At 76.2% G+C, this 16,429-nt stretch carries 14 protein-coding genes; 9 read left to right on the top strand and 5 right to left on the bottom strand.

Annotated elements, in window-relative coordinates:
- A partial coding sequence (locus GYH36_RS13200; RefSeq protein ID WP_203231840.1) for a YhgE/Pip family protein occupies positions 1 to 1,301 on the bottom strand: 1,301 nt, incomplete at its 3' end.
- Complete coding sequence (locus GYH36_RS13195) at positions 1,298 to 4,267, bottom strand: MMPL family transporter (RefSeq protein WP_312028635.1); 2,970 nt, start codon at positions 4,265 to 4,267, stop codon at positions 1,298 to 1,300. The genes GYH36_RS13200 and GYH36_RS13195, both read right to left, overlap by 4 nt.
- Before the next feature lie 127 nt (positions 4,268 to 4,394).
- On the opposite strand from GYH36_RS13195, the gene GYH36_RS13190 reads away from it, so the two are divergent.
- From GYH36_RS13190 to GYH36_RS13175, 4 genes are all read left to right on the top strand, one after another.
- The gene (locus GYH36_RS13190) at positions 4,395 to 5,099 is read left to right on the top strand and encodes a TetR/AcrR family transcriptional regulator (protein ID WP_081772232.1); all 705 of its coding nucleotides are present in this window, start codon (positions 4,395 to 4,397) and stop codon (positions 5,097 to 5,099) included.
- Positions 5,100 to 5,174: 75 nt separating this feature from the next.
- Positions 5,175 to 5,540, top strand: a complete 366-nt coding sequence (locus tag GYH36_RS13185; RefSeq protein WP_162290064.1) for a VOC family protein — start codon at positions 5,175 to 5,177, stop codon at positions 5,538 to 5,540.
- 99 nt (positions 5,541 to 5,639) lie between these two features.
- Entirely contained in the window at positions 5,640 to 6,371 is a 732-nt protein-coding gene (locus tag GYH36_RS13180) for an alpha/beta fold hydrolase (protein ID WP_024839840.1), read from the top strand.
- 25 nt (positions 6,372 to 6,396) lie between these two features.
- Complete coding sequence (locus GYH36_RS13175; protein ID WP_024839841.1) at positions 6,397 to 7,398, top strand: alpha/beta fold hydrolase; 1,002 nt, start codon at positions 6,397 to 6,399, stop codon at positions 7,396 to 7,398.
- On the opposite strand, the gene GYH36_RS13170 is transcribed toward GYH36_RS13175, so the two are convergent.
- Entirely contained in the window at positions 7,320 to 8,174 is an 855-nt protein-coding gene (locus tag GYH36_RS13170; RefSeq protein ID WP_024839842.1) for a helix-turn-helix transcriptional regulator, read from the bottom strand. The two genes, GYH36_RS13175 and GYH36_RS13170, sit on opposite strands and share 79 nt — an antisense overlap.
- A gap of 193 nt (positions 8,175 to 8,367) precedes the next feature.
- Between GYH36_RS13170 and GYH36_RS13165 the strand changes: the two genes are divergently transcribed.
- The 4 genes from GYH36_RS13165 (at position 8,368) to GYH36_RS13150 (ending at position 10,592) form a co-directional block, all read left to right on the top strand.
- A complete protein-coding gene (locus GYH36_RS13165) occupies positions 8,368 to 9,105 on the top strand; it encodes an alpha/beta fold hydrolase (protein WP_162290063.1) in 738 nt (245 codons plus the stop codon).
- A gap of 187 nt (positions 9,106 to 9,292) precedes the next feature.
- On the top strand, positions 9,293 to 9,499 hold the full coding sequence (locus GYH36_RS13160; protein WP_024839844.1) for a hypothetical protein: 207 nt from the start codon (positions 9,293 to 9,295) through the stop codon (positions 9,497 to 9,499).
- 176 nt (positions 9,500 to 9,675) lie between these two features.
- Entirely contained in the window at positions 9,676 to 9,864 is a 189-nt protein-coding gene (locus GYH36_RS13155) for a hypothetical protein (protein ID WP_024839845.1), read from the top strand.
- 116 nt (positions 9,865 to 9,980) lie between these two features.
- Positions 9,981 to 10,592, top strand: coding sequence for an RNA polymerase sigma factor (locus GYH36_RS13150; protein ID WP_162290062.1), 612 nt, complete (start codon positions 9,981 to 9,983; stop codon positions 10,590 to 10,592).
- A 112-nt stretch (positions 10,593 to 10,704) separates the two neighbouring features.
- On the opposite strand, the gene GYH36_RS13145 is transcribed toward GYH36_RS13150, so the two are convergent.
- A complete protein-coding gene (locus GYH36_RS13145) occupies positions 10,705 to 13,017 on the bottom strand; it encodes a prolyl oligopeptidase family serine peptidase (RefSeq protein ID WP_162290061.1) in 2,313 nt (770 codons plus the stop codon).
- Between the two features lie 243 nt (positions 13,018 to 13,260).
- On the opposite strand from GYH36_RS13145, the gene GYH36_RS13140 reads away from it, so the two are divergent.
- Complete coding sequence (locus GYH36_RS13140) at positions 13,261 to 14,262, top strand: type IV toxin-antitoxin system AbiEi family antitoxin domain-containing protein (RefSeq protein WP_024839848.1); 1,002 nt, start codon at positions 13,261 to 13,263, stop codon at positions 14,260 to 14,262.
- A gap of 44 nt (positions 14,263 to 14,306) precedes the next feature.
- On the opposite strand, the gene GYH36_RS13135 is transcribed toward GYH36_RS13140, so the two are convergent.
- Positions 14,307 to 16,412, bottom strand: coding sequence for a bifunctional copper resistance protein CopD/cytochrome c oxidase assembly protein (locus GYH36_RS13135; RefSeq protein WP_024839849.1), 2,106 nt, complete (start codon positions 16,410 to 16,412; stop codon positions 14,307 to 14,309).
- Positions 16,413 to 16,429: the final 17 nt, after the last annotated feature.

Here is a 16,429-nt window from a genome sequence, read left to right as displayed (position 1 = left end):
ACCCCGGCCGCGAGCGCGTAGAGCCCGCTCGGCCCGTCCGCGCCGGACGGCTGCCCGGCGAGCGCGGCGCTGCCGACCGCGACCTCCGCCGCGCCGACGGCGAGGGGTCGCAGCGCGGCGAGCTGCTCGTCGAGCGCGGCGCACGTGGGCGTCGCCGGGTCCGTCACGCAACCGGCGTCGACCCGCTGCCGCTCGATCCCCGCGACGACCTGGGCGAGGCCGTCGGCGACGCCCCGCGCGCCCGTCGAGACCCGCGTCGCGAACGCGGGGAGCGACGTCGAGCCGCCGCCGGGCAGCGGGACGGAGGTGATCGACGCGTCGAGCGTCCCGAGCCCGCTCGCGAGCCCGGCCGCGCCCGTCGACAGGCTCGCCACGCCGTCCGCCAGACCCTGGGCTCCCGTCGCGAGCGAGCCCGCCCCGGACGCCGACCGCGCGACGCCGTCCGCGACCTGGCGCGACCCGGAGGCGACGCCCTGCGCCCCGCTCGCGAGGTCGCCCGCCCCGGACACGAGCCGGTCGGCCCCGTCCCCGAGCTCGCCCACGCCCGACGCGAGCTCGCCCGCGCCGGTCGCGAGGTCGTCCGCGCCCGACGCGAGCTGCGTGGCGCCGTCGCTCGCCCGGGACGCACCGTCGGCGAGCTGGCCCGCGCCGTCGGCGGCGTCCCCGAGCTGGTCGTGGAGGGTCGTGAAGCCGACGAGGACGCCGTCGACGTAGTTCTCGGTGAGGGTCGTGCCGAGCACGGTCGTCGCGGTCGTCGTGACGATCCGCGCGAGGGCCTCGTCCACCACGCGGCCACCGGGCGCGGTCTCGACGGAGAGCGTGGCCTGCGTCGCGTCCGCCGCGTCGCCGCTGAAGGACGTCGCGGCGGCCGAGAAGTCCTCCGGGATGGTCACGACCGCCGCGTACGTGCCGTCGGCGAGGCCGGACGCCGCGTCCTCGGCGTCGGTGATGACCCAGTCGTAGTTCGTCGTCCCCGGCGCGGGCTGCACCGCGACCGGGCCGGTGTCCGTGGACGACGCCCCGCCGCTGACGAGCCCCGCGGTGAGCTGGCGCCCGAGCGGCACGGTCTGGCCGTCGACCTCGACGGGCTCGTCGAGGTTGACGATCGCGGCCTGCACGGTGTCGAGGCGCTCCTGCGGGTCCCACAGCGCCCCCAGCAGCAGGCCGAGCACGGCGAGCGGCAGGACGAGCGCGGCGGCCACGGTCCACGCGCGGCGCGCGTCGACGCGGCGCGCACCCGCCGCGGGTGCGTCCGGGACGGCGGGCTCGGCCTGCGCGGGCTCGGGCGGGAAGACGCTCATGCGGGCACCTCCTCGGTGCGCGGGCCGACGACGGGCGCGGCGGGCACCGTGTGGGCGGGGTCGGGGTCGTGCACGTCCAGCACCGGCGTCCCCGGTGGGGCCAGGTCGGTCGGGGCCGGGCCGACGGCGCCGAGCACGACCGCCGTCCCGCCCCCCACGGCCCGCGCGAGCGACGCCGCGAGCGCCCCCCGCTCCGCCGGCGCGGTCACCGCATCGGTGCCGACCACGACGAGGAGCCGCGGGGACTCGCGCAGCACCGCGACGACCGCGGCCGCGGCGGGCACGCGGTGCGCCGCGGGCGCGGGCGCGTCGCCCGGCAGCGCGGCGACGTCGGCCGCGAGGTCGACGAGCGCGACCCGGCGCCGCACGCTGCCCGCGCGCTCGGGCAGCACGAGGCCCGTCACCTTGAGCGCGCCCCCGGCGGGCTTGAGCCGCCCCCCGAGCGCGAGCACCACCCCGGACACCGCCGCGGGCGACGTGCCGTGCACGACGAGCGCACCGCCGTCGGGCACGCGGACCGTGACCGGCTCCGCGAGCGGGCCGTGCGCCCCCGCGACGACGAGACCGTGCGCGACGACGGCGTCCGTGCTCCCCGGCTCCGGCCAGTCGGCGAGCGCGATCTCCCTCGACAGGCCCTCGCCCTCGACGTCGAAGGACGGCAGCACCCGGTCGAGCCAGCGCGGCATCCACCACGCCCGCTCCCCGAGCAGCGCGAGCACCGCCGGCACGAGCGTCATGCGCACCACGAACGCGTCGACGAGCACGCCGACGGCCAGCCCGAGCGCGATCGGCTTGAGGCTCATGTCGCCCTCGGGCACGAACGCCACGAACACGGCGAACATGATGACCGCGGCCGCGGTGACGACCTTCGCCGACGCCTGGAAGCCCGTCGAGATCGACCGCCGCGCCCGGCCCGAGTGCACGTAGTCCTCGCGGATGCGCGCGACGAGGAACACCTCGTAGTCCATCGCGAGGCCGAACAGCACGCCCATGAGCACGATCGGCATGAAGCTGATCACCGGGCCGAGCCGCGTGACGTTGAGCGCGTCGGCCAGCACGCCCTGCTCGAACACGAGCGTCACGACGCCGAACGCCGCACCCACCGAGAACAGGTACCCGAGCGTCGCCTTGACCGGCACCGCGATCGACCGGAACACCATGGTCAGCAGCACGAGCGACAGCCCGACGACGACGAACGCGAACGGCAGCAGCGCCGCCCCCAGCTTCGCCGACACGTCGATCCCGACGGCCGTGAACCCCGTGACGGACAGGTCGACGCCGTACTCGTCGAGGAAGTGGTCGTGCAGCGCCCGGAGCTCGTTCACGAGGTCCTTCGTCTCCTCGGAGTCGGGTGCCCCCGTGGGCACGACCTGCACGATGCCCGTGTCCGCCGTCGGGTTGGGCGTCGAGAGCGGCACGTCCGCGACGCCGGGCAGCGTCGCGATCTCGTCGCCCAGGTCGTCCATCAGGCCGAGCGGGTCCGTGGACGTGACGATCGTGCCCGTCACGATGAGCGGCCCGTTGAACCCCGGCCCGAAGTGCTCCGACACCAGGTCGTACGTGACGCGCGCCTGGTTGTCCTCCGGCAGCGTGCCCGCGTCGGGCAGCGCGAGCTGGAGGTCCCGCGCCGGCAGCGTCAGCAGCACGATCGCCGCGACGACGATCCCGATCGTCAGCAGCGGCACCCGCGTCACGGTCCGCACCCACCCGGCGAAGAACCGGTTGTGGTGCTCCACGGGCGCGCTCGGCTCAGCCGCAGCGGGCTCAGCCGCAGCGGGCTCGGCCGTCGAGGTCGCGTCGGGCGCCGTGGTCGCGGCGGGCGCCGTGGTCGCGTCGGGCGCCGTGGTCGCCTCCGGGTCCGCCCCCGCCGCTCGGCGAGCGCCTCGCCCCGTCGTCCCCGACCGGCCGCCCGAGCGGCGGCGCCCCCGACGGCGACGCGGAGCCTTCGGGCGGAGGCGCTCGCCCGCGAACCCCAGCATCGCGGGCAGCAGCGTGATCGAGACGAGGACGGCGAGCCCGACGCCGACGGCGGCGGCGACGCCCATCACGGTGAGGAACGGGATGCCGGCGACGCCGAGGCCGACGAGCGCGATCATCACGGTGAGGCCGGCGAAGATGACGGCGGACCCGGCGGTCGCGACGGATCGCGCGGCGGCCTCGGGGACGGGCAGGCCGCTCGCGAGCTCGTCGCGGTGCCGGGACACGATGAACAGCGCGTAGTCGATGCCGACGGCGAGGCCGAGCATGACGGCGAGCATCGGGGTCGTCGAGTTGATCTGGGCGACGGCGGTCGCGGCGAACAGCAGGCCCATGGTCACGCCGACGCCGGTGACGGCGTTGAGGAGCGGCATGCCCGCGGCGACGAACGAGCCGAACGTGAGGACGAGGACGACGAGCGCGACGACGAGGCCGAGCGCCTCGGTGACGGAGAGGCTGGGGAACTCGGTGCTGAAGAGCTGGCCCCCGAGCGAGGCCTGCGCGCCGTCGGGCAGCGCGGCGGCGAGGTCGTCGACGACGTCGTCGAGCGCGTCCTTCGTGGCGTCGCTGACCTCGCTCTGGCCCTCGTCGAGCTGGATCGTCATGAGCGTCGCGACGTCGTCGTCGCTGACGGACGCGGGCATGGTGTCGTCGTAGGGCGAGGTGACGGCGACGACGCCGTCGACGGCGCCGAGCGCGTCGACCGCGTCCTCGACGGGCCCGCGGACGGCGTCGTCCTCGATGGTCGAGCCGTCGGGCGCCACGACGACGACCTGCGCGGTCGCGCCGCTGACCTGCGGGAACGTGGTCGCCAGGCGGTCGAGCGCGGCCTGGGACTCCGTGCCGGGGATGGTGACCTGGTCGTCGAGCCCCTGGCCCACGAGCCCGGCGAGCGCCCCGGCGAGCACGAGGACGCCGATCCAGGCGGCGAGCACCAGGCGGCGCGCCCCGACCGCCCACCTGCCGAGCGAGTACAGCGCTGAGGACACGGGCGGCCTCCTGGGAGAGTGCTGGACGAGAATTAGGATACGCCGCTGTATCCGATGCGCGAACGTATCGGATACACTGGTGTATCGCAAGGCCGCCGTGCGGGCGGCACCGGCCGACAGTGGGAGCATGTCCGGCGTGACGACGGACCTCGACCCGACCCGCGTGGACCGCGGCACCGAGAGCGAGCCCCCGCTCTCCCGGCGCCGCGAGCGCACCCGCGAGCGCCTGCTCGACGCCGCCTACGGGCTGTTCGCCGAGCACGGCATCAACGGCACCTCGATCGAGGCGGTCTGCGAGGCCGCCGGGTTCACGCGTGGCGCGTTCTACTCGAACTTCGACTCCAAGGACGAGCTCTTCCTCGCCCTCACCGAGCGCGAGATCCGCACCCGGATGCGCAGCCTCGAGGTCGCCGTCGAGCACCTCCCGGACGACCCGGTGCGGGACGGGGTGATCGCCCCCGACACGATCGCGGCCATCGTCGCGGCCGTCATGGCCGACTCGCGCGACGAGCGCCGCTGGTGCCTCATGAACGCCGAGCTCGAGCTCCTCGCGCTGCGCGACCCCCAGGTCGCCGTGCGGTTCGCCGAGCAGGAGGAGTCGTTCCGCGACGAGCTCGCGGACCTCCTCACGCGCGTGCTCACCCAGGTCGGCATGCGGTTCGCGATCGACCCCGTCGCCGCGACGCGCGTCCTCATCAGCGCGTACACGGGCGCCGCGCGCGACGCGTTCCTCGGCCCGGCGGGCGAGGACGCGGTGCTGCGGGCGCAGTCGACCGACTGGCTCCCGGCGCTCGTCGGCCGCCTCGTCGAGCCGGACCCCGCGGCCGCCTGACCGCGGCCGCCCGACGTCGCGACCGCCCGACGCCACGACGGCCGCCCTGTCAGTGGCGCAGGTCACACTGGCCGCATGACTCTCACCTTCAGCGGCGCCGTGTTCGACTGCGCCGACCCCGCCGTCGTGGCGGACTTCTGGCAGGCCGCGCTCGGCTGGTCCAGGCGCGAGACCGGACCGCACGGCGAGTCCGTGCTCTTCCCGCGCGACGGCGAGACCGTCCTCGGGCCGCCGAGCCTCGTCTTCCAGCGCGTCCCCGAGGGCAAGGCCGTGAAGAACCGCGTGCACCTCGACTTCGCGTCGTCCGGGCAGGCGGACGACGTCGCGCGGCTCGAGGGCCTCGGCGCGCGCCGCGTCGACGTGGGGCAGAGCCCGCAGGACACGTTCGTCGTCATGGCGGACGTCGAGGGGAACGAGTTCTGCGTGCTGCGCGAGGACTGACCGCGCGGCGCTGTCACGCGCCGGACCGCTGGGCGGTCGACCCCTCGTCAGGGACGCCGGTGCACGCGCCGCGTCCTCGCGACCGACGAGGAGACTGCCATGCCCGAGAACCCGCTCGTCGTGCTCCTGCACGGCGCGTTCACCGACTCCGCGCACTGGTCGGGCGTCATCGCGCGCCTGCGCGCGCACGACGTCGACGCCCTCGCCCTCGCGAACCCGCTGCGCAGCGTCGTCACGGACGCGCAGTACGTGCGCGACGCGGTCGGGGACTCCGGCCGCCCGCTCGTCCTCGCGGCGCACGCGTACGGCGGCGTCGTCGCCACGGAGGCCGTCGCCGAGGGGCTCGGGGACGTGCGGGGCATCGTCTACGTCGCGGGGCTCGCCCCGGACACCGGCGAGAGCGCGGTCGACCTCGTCGGCCGGTTCCCCGGCAGCACGCTCGACGCCGCCCTCGGGCGCACGTCGCTCGTCGACGACCTCGACGACCTGTGGGTCCGCCCCGACGCGTACCACGCGCAGGTCGCGGCCGACGTCGACGAGCAGACCGCGTACGTGGCCGCGCGCACCCAGCGGCCCGTCACGGACGTCGCGCTGAGCCAGGTGCTGCTCGCCGGCACACCGGCGTGGAAGACGGTGCCGTCGTGGTTCGTGTTCGGGTCCGAGGACCGCACCATCCCTGCGGCGGCCCACCGCTGGATGGCGGGCCGCGCCGGGGCGCGCGGCGTCGACGAGGTCCCGGGCGCGTCGCACGCCGTCGCCGTCTCGGCGCCGGACCGGGTCGCGCGCGCCGTGCTCGACGCGCTCGGGTCGTCGCGCGCGGTCGCGGCGTGACGGCGCGGGACGGACGGGGACGACCATGATCACCACCACCGCGCTCGGACCGGTCCGGACGGTCGACGCCGGACCGCTCACCGTCGGCTACGTCGAGGCGGGCGACCCCGCCGGGCCGCCCGTGCTGCTCCTGCACGGGTACCCGTACGACGTGCACTCCTACGTCGACGTGGTGCCGCTGCTCGCCGCCCAGGGGCTGCGCGTCGTCGTGCCGTACCTGCGCGGGCACGGCCCCACGACGTTCCGCGACCGGCGCACGCCGCGCTCGGGCCAGCAGGGCGCGCTCGGCGCCGACGTCGTCGCGCTCCTCGACGCGCTCGGCATCGACGCCGCGGTGCTCGCGGGCTACGACTGGGGCGGTCGCGCCGCGTGCGTGGCGGCCGCGCTCTGGCCGGAGCGCGTCACCGGGCTCGTGAGCGTCAACGGCTACCTCGTGCAGGACGTCGCCGCCTCGCGAACCCCGCTGCCCCCCGACCTCGAGGCCGGCTTCTGGTACTTCTGGTACTTCTCGACCGAGCGCGGGCGCCGCGGGCTCACGCAGAACCGCGCCGAGGTCGCGCGCGTCATCCGGGCCCGGAACTCGCCCGAGCGCACGGTCACCGACGCGGAGCTCGTGCGCGCGGCCGCCGCGTTCGACAACCCCGACTACGTCGACGTCGTCATCCACTCCTACCGCCACCGGCTCGGGCTCGCGCCGGGCGACCCGGCGTACGACGACGTCGAGCGCCGCCTGGCCGACCTGCCGCGGATCGACGTCCCGGCGGTCACGCTCGACGGCCTCGCCGACGGCAACTTCCCCGCGACGGACGGGTCCTCCACGGCGCGGTTCTTCGGCGGGCCGCGCGAGCACCGCCAGGTGCCGCACGCCGGCCACGACCTCCCCGCCGACGCGCCGGAGGCGTTCGCGCAGGCGGTGCTCGACCTCGTGCGGCCGGCGCGCGGCGACGCTCAGCCCGAGCCGGGCACGTACACGGCCGCCGCGCTCGGCGGCGGCTCCCCCACGTCGTCGACCGGGCGGGGCGCGTAGGTCTCGGCCGTGAGGTCCGCACGCTCGACGCGCGAGAGCCGGAACCAGCGGATCGCCTCGCGCGAGCGGCACCAGGCCACGAGGTACCAGCGGCCGTCGGTGTGCGCGAGCAGCACCGGCTCGACGCGGCGCGCGGTGACGTCGCCCCGGCCGTCGCGGTACCGGACGGCCAGGACGCGCGCGTCGGCGAGCGACTGCTCGACCGCGCGCAGCACACCCAGGTGCGTGCGCGCGCGCCCGACGACGTCGCCCCCGGCCGCACGACCCGGCCCGGCCGCGGCGTCGTCCGCACTGCCTCGCTCCGCAGCGCCGTCGCCCGCCGGGACGCCGTCGTCCGTGGCGTCGTCGTCCGTGGTCGCGTCGTACGTGGTCGCGTCGTCCGTGGCGTGGCGGACCCAGACGCGCGCGGCGAGCGCCTCCGCCCGCGCCCGGTCGCCCGCGGCGAGCGCGTCCCACACCTTGCCGCGCGCGACGCGCGCGTCGACGGCGAACGGGCTGCCGGGCGGGAGCGTCGCGAGCGCGACCGCGACGGCGACCGCCTGCCCGGGCGTGAAGTTCACCGGCGGGAGCGACGCGCTCGGGTCGAGCACGTAACCGCCGCCCGGGCCGGGCTGGGCCCAGACCGTCAGCCCGGCCTGCTGGAGCGCCGCGACGTCGCGCTTGATCGTGCGCTCGCTCACCTCCAGCGCGGCGGCGAGCCGGGCGCCGGTCGTCCCCGTCGGGCCCGCACGGCGCAGCTCCTCGGCCACGGCGTAGAGCCGCTCCGTCCTGTTCACGACCCTCCCCTCGCCGCGAGCCGGGCCACGGGCTCGTCGCCCGCCGCCCGGGCACGGTGCGCCGCACCAGCGTACGGACCCGGCTCGGCTCCCCGGCAGGGACGGCAGGGGACGACAGGGACGAAGGTGCGGTCGGAACGCGCCTGACATCGGTGACAGACCGGTGTCACCGATGCCCTGCAAGGCTGGGGGCATGACCACGAACGAGAGCACGGAGCAGGCCGTCCACGTCGTCCTCGTGCCCGGCTTCTGGCTGGGCGCCTGGGCGTGGGACGACGTCGTCCCCCACCTCGAGGCAGCCGGCCTCGTCCCGCACGCGGTGACACTCCCGGGCCTGGAGCCGGGCACGACCACCGAGGACCGCGCCCGCGTGACGCGCGACGACCACGTCGACGCGGTCGCACGGCTCGTCGACGGCCTCGACGGCCGGGTCGTGCTCGTCGGGCACAGCGGGGGCGGGCCGGTCGTGCAGCAGGTCGCGGACCGTGACCCCGGGCGCATCGAGCGCGTCGTCTACGTCGACACGGGCCCCCTCGTCGACGGCGCGTCGCTCGCACCCGACCTGCCCGCCGACGCGGCGGAGCTCCCGCTCCCCGGCTGGGACGAGGTCGGCGCCGACGGGTCGAGCCTCGACGGCCTCGACGACGCCGCGCTCGCGCGGTTCCGCGACCGTGCGGTGCCCACGCCGGGTCCCGTCGCGCGCGGACCGGTGCGCGTCACGAACCCGGAACGCCTGCGCGTGCCCGCCACGGCGGTCTGCTGCTCGATCCCGTCCGCGACGCTCGCCGAGCTCGCCCACCCCGGCCCGCCGCTGCACACCGAGCTCGGCGACCTCGCCGACCTCACGTGGGTCGACCTCCCGACGGGCCACTGGCCCATGTTCTCGCGCCCCCGCGACCTCGCCGCCGTCCTCGTCGACGCCGTCTCCTGACCGACCGCGGTGCCCCCCGATGGGCCCCGCTCCGCGGCCGACCGGACGGACCGAGGGCCCCGTGCGACCGTCGTCACGCCGTCTTCGAAAAAGTCACCGAACCCGCGTCACGAACGGCGACTTATGCCGTCTTGTCGGGTGAAGCGGTCATCAGACCGTAGTAGCCCGATTGACGACGAGACGGACCATGCACGACACCCTGCCTTCCGCCCCCTCCCGCACCGAGGTGCGCTCCGCCCTGCTGTGGGCCCTCGAGCACGACCGCGACGCCCTGCTCGAGCACCGCGAGACCACGCAGCACTGCGCGTGGGCGGCGGCCCGGGGTGCCGCCGACCGCCGCCTCGTCCGCCGCTGGCGCGCCGCGGCGGCACCGGTCCCCTCGACCGTCGCCTGACCGGAGCGGCCGGCGCTCGCCCGACGGCGGGCGCGACGGTCGTCGGGCCGACGGCGGTCGTCGGTCCGACGGCGGTCGTCCGCACGGGTCCGCGCCGCGCCCGGGCGCATCCGTGGGCGGGCCCGCGGACGAACCCCGGACGAGAGGGCACGTCCGCCCTTCGGGAGGAGGTCGTCATGTTCACGTCGCTCGCTGCCGGCTCCGGCGGGACGATCGGCATCACCGGGATCGGGAACGGCATGTCGCAGTGGTTCCTGATCTTCGGGGCGCTCGTCATCACCGCGATCCTCGTGGGCGCGTTCTACGAGCTCGGCAAGGCCGTGCACGACCGGCACGTCCACCCGCGCCGCCCCGTGCACCGCTGAACACGGCACCCGCCGGACGCGCCGTCGCGTCACCGGCCGCCCGTCCCGACCCGTCGGCCTCGCCGTCCGCGCTGCGGCGGCGGACACTGGAGGGAGGGACGAGGGCCGGTGACGCGATGGCGAGGACCGCGGGTCGTGGGCCCCGCGCCGACCAGGGCGCGAGGCAGGACGAGCGCGCGCCCGGCACCGACCAGGGCGCGAGGCAGGACGAGGGCGCGCCCGGCACCGCCTCGTGCGACGGGGCGCTCGACCTCACCACCGCCTACGCCCGGTGGGTCGCGCTGGTCCGCGCCGTCGTCGCGCGACGGCTCGACGACCCCGCGGACACCGACGACGCGACCCAGCTCGTGTTCCTCGCCGCGTGGCGCTCGCGCGACCGGTTCGACCCGGACCGCGGCGACCTCCCGGTCTGGCTGATCGGCATCGCCGACCACGTGTGCGCCGACCTGCGCCGGGCACGGGCCCGCGAGGCCCGGCGTCGTGAGGCGGCGGGGCGGCACCGCGTCGCGACCGCCGTCCCGGACGCCGCCGACGACGTCGCGGCGCGCGTCGACCTCGAGCGAGCCCTGCGCCGGCTCGCGCCGGTCCGCCGGGGCGTCGTGCGCCTCGTCTACGCGCACGACCGCACGCACGCCCAGGTCGCGGCCGAGACGGGCCTGCCGCTCGGCACGGTCAAGAGCCACGCGCGCCGCGGCCTCGCCCAGCTCCGCGCCCGCACCCGCCCCTGACCGCCACGCCCGCCCCGCCGAACCGCGCCCCGCCGCGCCGAACACGGGGTTGGTGCCGTTATCAGCCCGATAACGACACCAACCCCGTGTTCGGCGCCGAGCAACCTCGTGCTCAGCCGAGCGTCGTCGGCAGCTCCGCGTCTCCCTCACCCGGCGCGGCACCCAGCACGTGCTCCGCGAGGAACGCGAGCACCACCTGGTACCAGACCTTCGCGTGCTGCGGCTGGAGGACCCAGTGGTTCTCGTCCAGGTAGTAGAGGAACCGGTGCACGGTCTCCCCGGAGGGGCCGGCGGGCAGGCCGGACCTCTCGAGCAGCTCGTACCAGAGCCGCAGGCCCTCCCCGATCGGGACGCGGTAGTCCTTGTCTCCGTGGATGACGAGCATCGGCGTGACGATGTCGCCCACGAACCGGTGCGGGCTGTTCTCCAGCGCCATCTCGGGCGTCATCTCGCGGGCCCAGTAGTACGCGTGGTCGGTCGTGGGGCCGAACTGGTCGAGCGCCCACAGGCTCGCGTGCGTGACGATCGCGCGGAAGCGGTCCGTGTGGCCCGCGACCCAGTTCGCCATGTACCCGCCGAACGACCCGCCCATCGCGGCGGTGCGCGTCGCGTCGACGTCGGGCCGTGCCTCGACCGCGTCGGTGATCGCGAGCAGGTCCGTGTACGGGGCCTTGCCCCACGCGCCCCACCCGCGCTGGACGAAGTCCTGCCCGTACCCGGTCGACAGCGCCGGGTCCGGCAGCAGCACCGCGTACCCGCGCGCGACCATCAGCCACGGGTTCCAGCGCCAGCTCCACGCGTTCCACGACCCCAGAGGGCCGCCGTGGATCCACAGCAGCAGCGGCGCCGGGTTCTCGGCCGACGCCCCGTGCGGGAGGGCGAGCCACCCGCGCACGCGGACGTCGTCCGCCGCGGCCGTCTCGACGTCGACGAGCGTGCCCGGCAGGTCAGGGGTCGCGACGGGACCGCGCAGCGGCGTCGCCGGGACGGGGGTGCGCGCGCCCGCGGCGCCGGAGTCGAGGAACGCCCCGAGGTCGACCCGCACGGGGTGCGACGGCTCGAGGTAGCTCGTGCGCAGCGCGTACAGGGTGCGGCCGTCGGCGGCGACCTGGAGGTCGGTGAACACGGCGTCGTCGCTCGTCACCCGCTCGGCGGTGCCGTTCTCGGTGGCCCCGTCCGGCGCGAAGGCGACGAGGAAGACCGGCCCGCGACCGTCGTCGTCGGCCGTGACGAGCAGGCCGGAGCCGTCGGGGAGCCAGCGCAGCGACGTGGGCCAGCGGTCCCAGTGCCGCACGAGCGTGCGGGGCGTCGCGTGGTTCTCGGCGCGCGTCGTCGCCGAGTCGTCGTGGCCCTCCGCCGCGCCCGCGGGGCCGTCCGGCGCGTGCAGCGGCACGACGGCGAGGCTCTCCTCCGGCGCCTGGTGCGGCGTCGAGATCGTCTCGCGCACGAACGCGACCCACGCGCCGTCGGGCGAGATGCGCGGCCAGTGCGCCTCGGCGCGCGGCTCGTCCACGAGGGTGCGGCGCGCCCCCGTCGCGGTGTCGATCGCGACGAGCGTGTTGCGCACCTGCGGGCCCGGACCGGCGACCTGCCACGTGGTGACGAGAGTCGTGCCGTCCGCGGACAGGTCCGCCGCGTGCTCGTGCAGCGCACGGCCGGGGGCGGCGCTCCCCTCGGCGCCGCGGCTCACGTCGCGCAGGTCGAGCAGCCGCGGGTCGTGCTCCGCGGGGGCGTCCTCGCCCTCGGCCACGGGGAGCGGCTGCGCGGGCTCGTCGACGAGGGTCGTGAGGTCACCGACGAACCGGTGCGCCTCGTCCGGGCCGCGGTCGTGGTCCCACTGCCGCACGGGGTACGCGGTGTGGAGGATCGCCGCGACCTTGGCGTCCTTGCGCGCCTTCCGGAGCTCGCCGTCGTGCGTGAGGCCGCGCGCGCTCGGGAGCACCGGCGCCGCGACGGACACGACCGGGGCGTCCGCGGCGGCGAGCGGACCGCTCACGCCCGCGGGCGCCGTCGCGACCACGCGCGCCTCGCCGCCCGATGCGGGCAGGAGCCACAGCGCGGACGTCGGGTCGTCGTCGGACCCGGCGTCGGGGTCGGGCCGCGCCGAGGTGAAGAGCACGTCGCCCGCGGCCGTGAACGTCGCGCTCGACTCGCCCTTCGTGCTGCGCGTCAGCCGACGCGCGGGGGCGTGGCCCGCCGGGTCGACCTCCCACAGCGCCGTGCGGTACCCGGTGCGCTGCGCGTCGAGCGTCTGGACGGTGGTGACGAGGCGCGTCCCGTCGGGCGACAGCGCCAGCCCGCCGACGCGCGGGATCGCGAGGTAGCGGTCGAGGTCGTGGAACGGCGTCGGGCTGCCGGACGACGGGTCGGTGCCGGGCGGGTCCGGCGGGACGGAGGTTCCGGGCGTGGCGGCGTCGTTACTCACCCGTACGTCCTATCACGTCGCCCCGGCTCCCCCGCCACCCGCCGAACACGGGGTTGCTGTCGTTATCCCGTCGATAACGACAGCAACCCCGTGCTCGACGTGGCGCAACCTCGTGCTCGGCCGACGGCGGTGGGCGCGGGCGGCCGCGGTCCCGCCGTCCACAGGACCCAGAACCCTGCGGACCGTCCACGGCCCGACGCGCAGCGGCGGCACGACGAGCCCGGCTCCTGGTCGGATCGCCGGGTGCGCACGCTCACCGCCGTCCCGTCCGAGCTCCTCTCCGTCGCCGAGCGCCAGGCCGGTCTCGTCTCCGCCGCGCAGTGCGACGAGCACGGCGTCACCGCGCACCGCCGGTCGCGCCTCGTCGACCAGGGGCGGTGGCGCCGTCCGACGCGCGGCGTCTTCGAGACGACGCCGGGTCCGCCCGACCCGTCGGACCCGCGGTCGTACGACCGTCGCCGGCGGCGCGCGGCCTGGCTCGCGCTCCTCGCCTACGGGCCGGACGCGATCGCGGTCGGTCCGTGCGCCCTGGTCCTGCTCGGTGTCCAGGGCGTCAGCCCGCGCGTCGTCCCGCAGGCGACGCTCCCCGGAGCGCGGGGCACGCTGTCGCGCGACGGGATCCACCTGCGTCAGTTCGACGACGGCATGACGGTCGTGCGGGTCGAGGGCCGGCTCGTCGCGACCCCTGACTGGGCGCTCGCGCAGTCCGTCCCCGAGTCGGGCCGTCGTCGTGCCGTGGCGGCGATGGACAGCGCGGGCCACCTCGGGCTGCTCGACGCCGAGGGCCTGGCCCGGGCCCACGACCTCGCGCGGGGGAGGCGGGGCGTCGCGCGGACGCACGCGTGGTGGTCCGAGCACGACGCGCGGGCCGAGTCGCCGCTCGAGACGTTCGCCCGCCTCGAGTGCGCGGACGCAGGTCTCGCGCCCGACGAGCTCCAGGTCGACGTGTTCGACGACGGCCGCTTCCTCGGCCGCGGGGATCTGGGGTGGCGGCTGCCGCAGGGTCGGTGGCTGATCGCCGAGATGGACGGCGTGGACGTGCACGGGGCGCCGGACGCGCTCCTGCGGGACCGGTCGCGCCAGAACGCGCTCGTGAGCCACGGCGGCGTGGAGCTCCTGCGCTTCACGGGTCGGGATCTCGCGACCCCGGGCACGAGCCGCCCGGGACGCATGACCACGGCGCTGCGTCGGCACCTCGGCCGAACCCGAGGTTCCGCGGTCTCGAGCACGGGGTTGATGTCGTGATCGGCGGGATGACGACATCAACCCCGTGCTCGGCGGGGAGGGGGTCAGTCGTCGCGCTCGGACATCCGCGCGAGCATCGCGTTGTACTCCTCGAGCTCGGCGTCGCCGTCGCGGTCGGCCTGACGGTCGCGACGCTTGGCCTCGCGCTCGTCGGAGCGGGTCCACATGACCGCGACGACGATCGCGAGGACCAGCGTCGGGAGCTCGCCGATGCCCCACGCGACGCCGCCGCCGCGCTGCTGGTCGGCGATCGCGCTCGGGCCCCAGTCGCGGCCGAGGAGGCCGAACCACTCGGGCACGAGCAGCACCTCGCCCGACGTGAGGGCGACGCCGAAGAACGCGTGGAACGCCATCGTCGCGAACAGCAAGAGGAGCCGCTGCGGGTACGGCGGGCGGTGCGGCCCGGGGTCGATCCCGACGAGCGCGTTCGCGAACAGGTACCCGGCGAGCGTGAAGTGCAGGAGCATCGCGAGGTGCCCGGCGTACGTCGTGAGCGCGTACTCGAACGCGGGCGTGTAGTAGAAGACGATCATCGAGCCGGCGAAGTTCACCGCGGCGACGATCGGGTTCGCGAAGAACTGCCCGACGCGCGACGTCACGACGGCGAGGACCCACTCGCGGGGCCCGCGCGACCCGTCCTTGCGCGGCGGGACGGCCCGCACGAGCAGCGTCACGGGCGCGGCGAGCACGAGGAAGATCGGCACCACCATCGCGAGGATCATGTGCTGGACCATGTGCGCGCTGAACAGCACGTGCCCGTACATGGCCGGGCCGCCCGACGTCACCCAGAAGAGGACGACGACGCCGACGCACCACGACACGGTGCGCCCCACGGACCACGAGTCGCCGCGCCGCGCGAGGCGGCGCACCCAGCGCAGGTAGACGACGAGCGCTGCGACGCACGCGAACGCGGGCAGCAGGTCCCAGCGCCACTCGGTGAACCAGCGCGCGAGCGTCGGCTCGGGCGGCAGCGCGTGCCCCGTGACCTGGTACGCGGCGGACGTGTCGAGCGGCTCCTCCTGCGGCACCGGCGGCGCGGTGGACCCGAGCGCGACGGCGACGCCGGAGACCGCGCCCATGATCGCGAGCTCGACGGCGACGAGGCGCCAGAACAGCCAGCGCGTGCCCTCCGCGGCCGTGCCCTTCGTCCCCGTGGACGACGACCCGCCCCCGGCAGAGCCCGCCGCCGGGGTGCGTCCCCCGGCCGGGCGACCGACCGCCGTCGGGCCGGCGAGACGCCGCACGACGAGCTCGCGGTGCGCGAAGCCGACGGCCCCGAGGACGAGCAGGAGCGCGACCTTGGTGAGCAGGAGCACGCCGTAGTCGGTGGTCAGGCCCGCGAGCGTGTCGATGCGGATGCTCGCGTTCGCGACGCCCGACACGGCGACGGCGACGTAGCACCACAGCGCGATCGCGGAGTAGCGCGCGACGGACGTCGCGAACGCCGCCCGGTCGAGGCCGCCGCGCACCCGCACGACGGCGAGCGTGCCGAGGCCGCCGACCCACAGCGCCGCGCCGCCGAGGTGGAGGAACATCGAGGAGACCGCGAGCTCGTGGCTCACCGCGCCCGCGGCGTGGCCCGTGTTGGCCTGCATCGCGAGGGCGACGAGCGCGAGCGCGGCCGTCCACATCGCGCCGGTCGCGCCGCGCACGGCGAGCGCCGCGGCCGACGTCAGCGCCGCCACGACGACGATCGCCAGGTAGTTGCGCCCGAGGCTGACCTGCGAGACGAACAGGCCGAGCTGGTCGCCGAACGTGGCCGCCGTGACGGGTGTGCCCGAGATCGAGGAGTAGCGCAGCACGACCTGCACGACGGCGAGCACGGCCCACGTGGCCGACGCCGCGCCCGCGACGCCGAGGGCCTTGCGCACGGGCGTGCCGGCGGGCAGCACGCACGCCGCGAGGACGAGCGAGCCGAGGGTCACCGCGACGGCGAGCTCGGTGAGGACCGTGACGACGGGCGTGCCGAGGCGCGCGAGGGCGCCGGGGTCGGGGAACCCGACGGGCACGGTGAACGCGGAGGAGAACGCCCCGGCGGCGAGCACGGCGACGATCGCGACGACGACGGCGAGCGGCCCGGCGAGGACCAGCCACCACGGGTTCGCGGGTCGGGAGTCCGACGGCGCGCGGCGCAGGGCAGTGGTGGTCACCCGTCCAGGGTATCGAG

Origin of the sequence: Cellulosimicrobium composti, assembly GCF_010287905.1 — a bacterium.
In the GTDB taxonomy this organism is placed as follows: domain Bacteria; phylum Actinomycetota; class Actinomycetes; order Actinomycetales; family Cellulomonadaceae; genus Cellulosimicrobium; species Cellulosimicrobium composti.
Note: the sequence above shows the minus strand (reverse complement) of the source record. Positions and strands in the feature narration are given on the sequence as shown.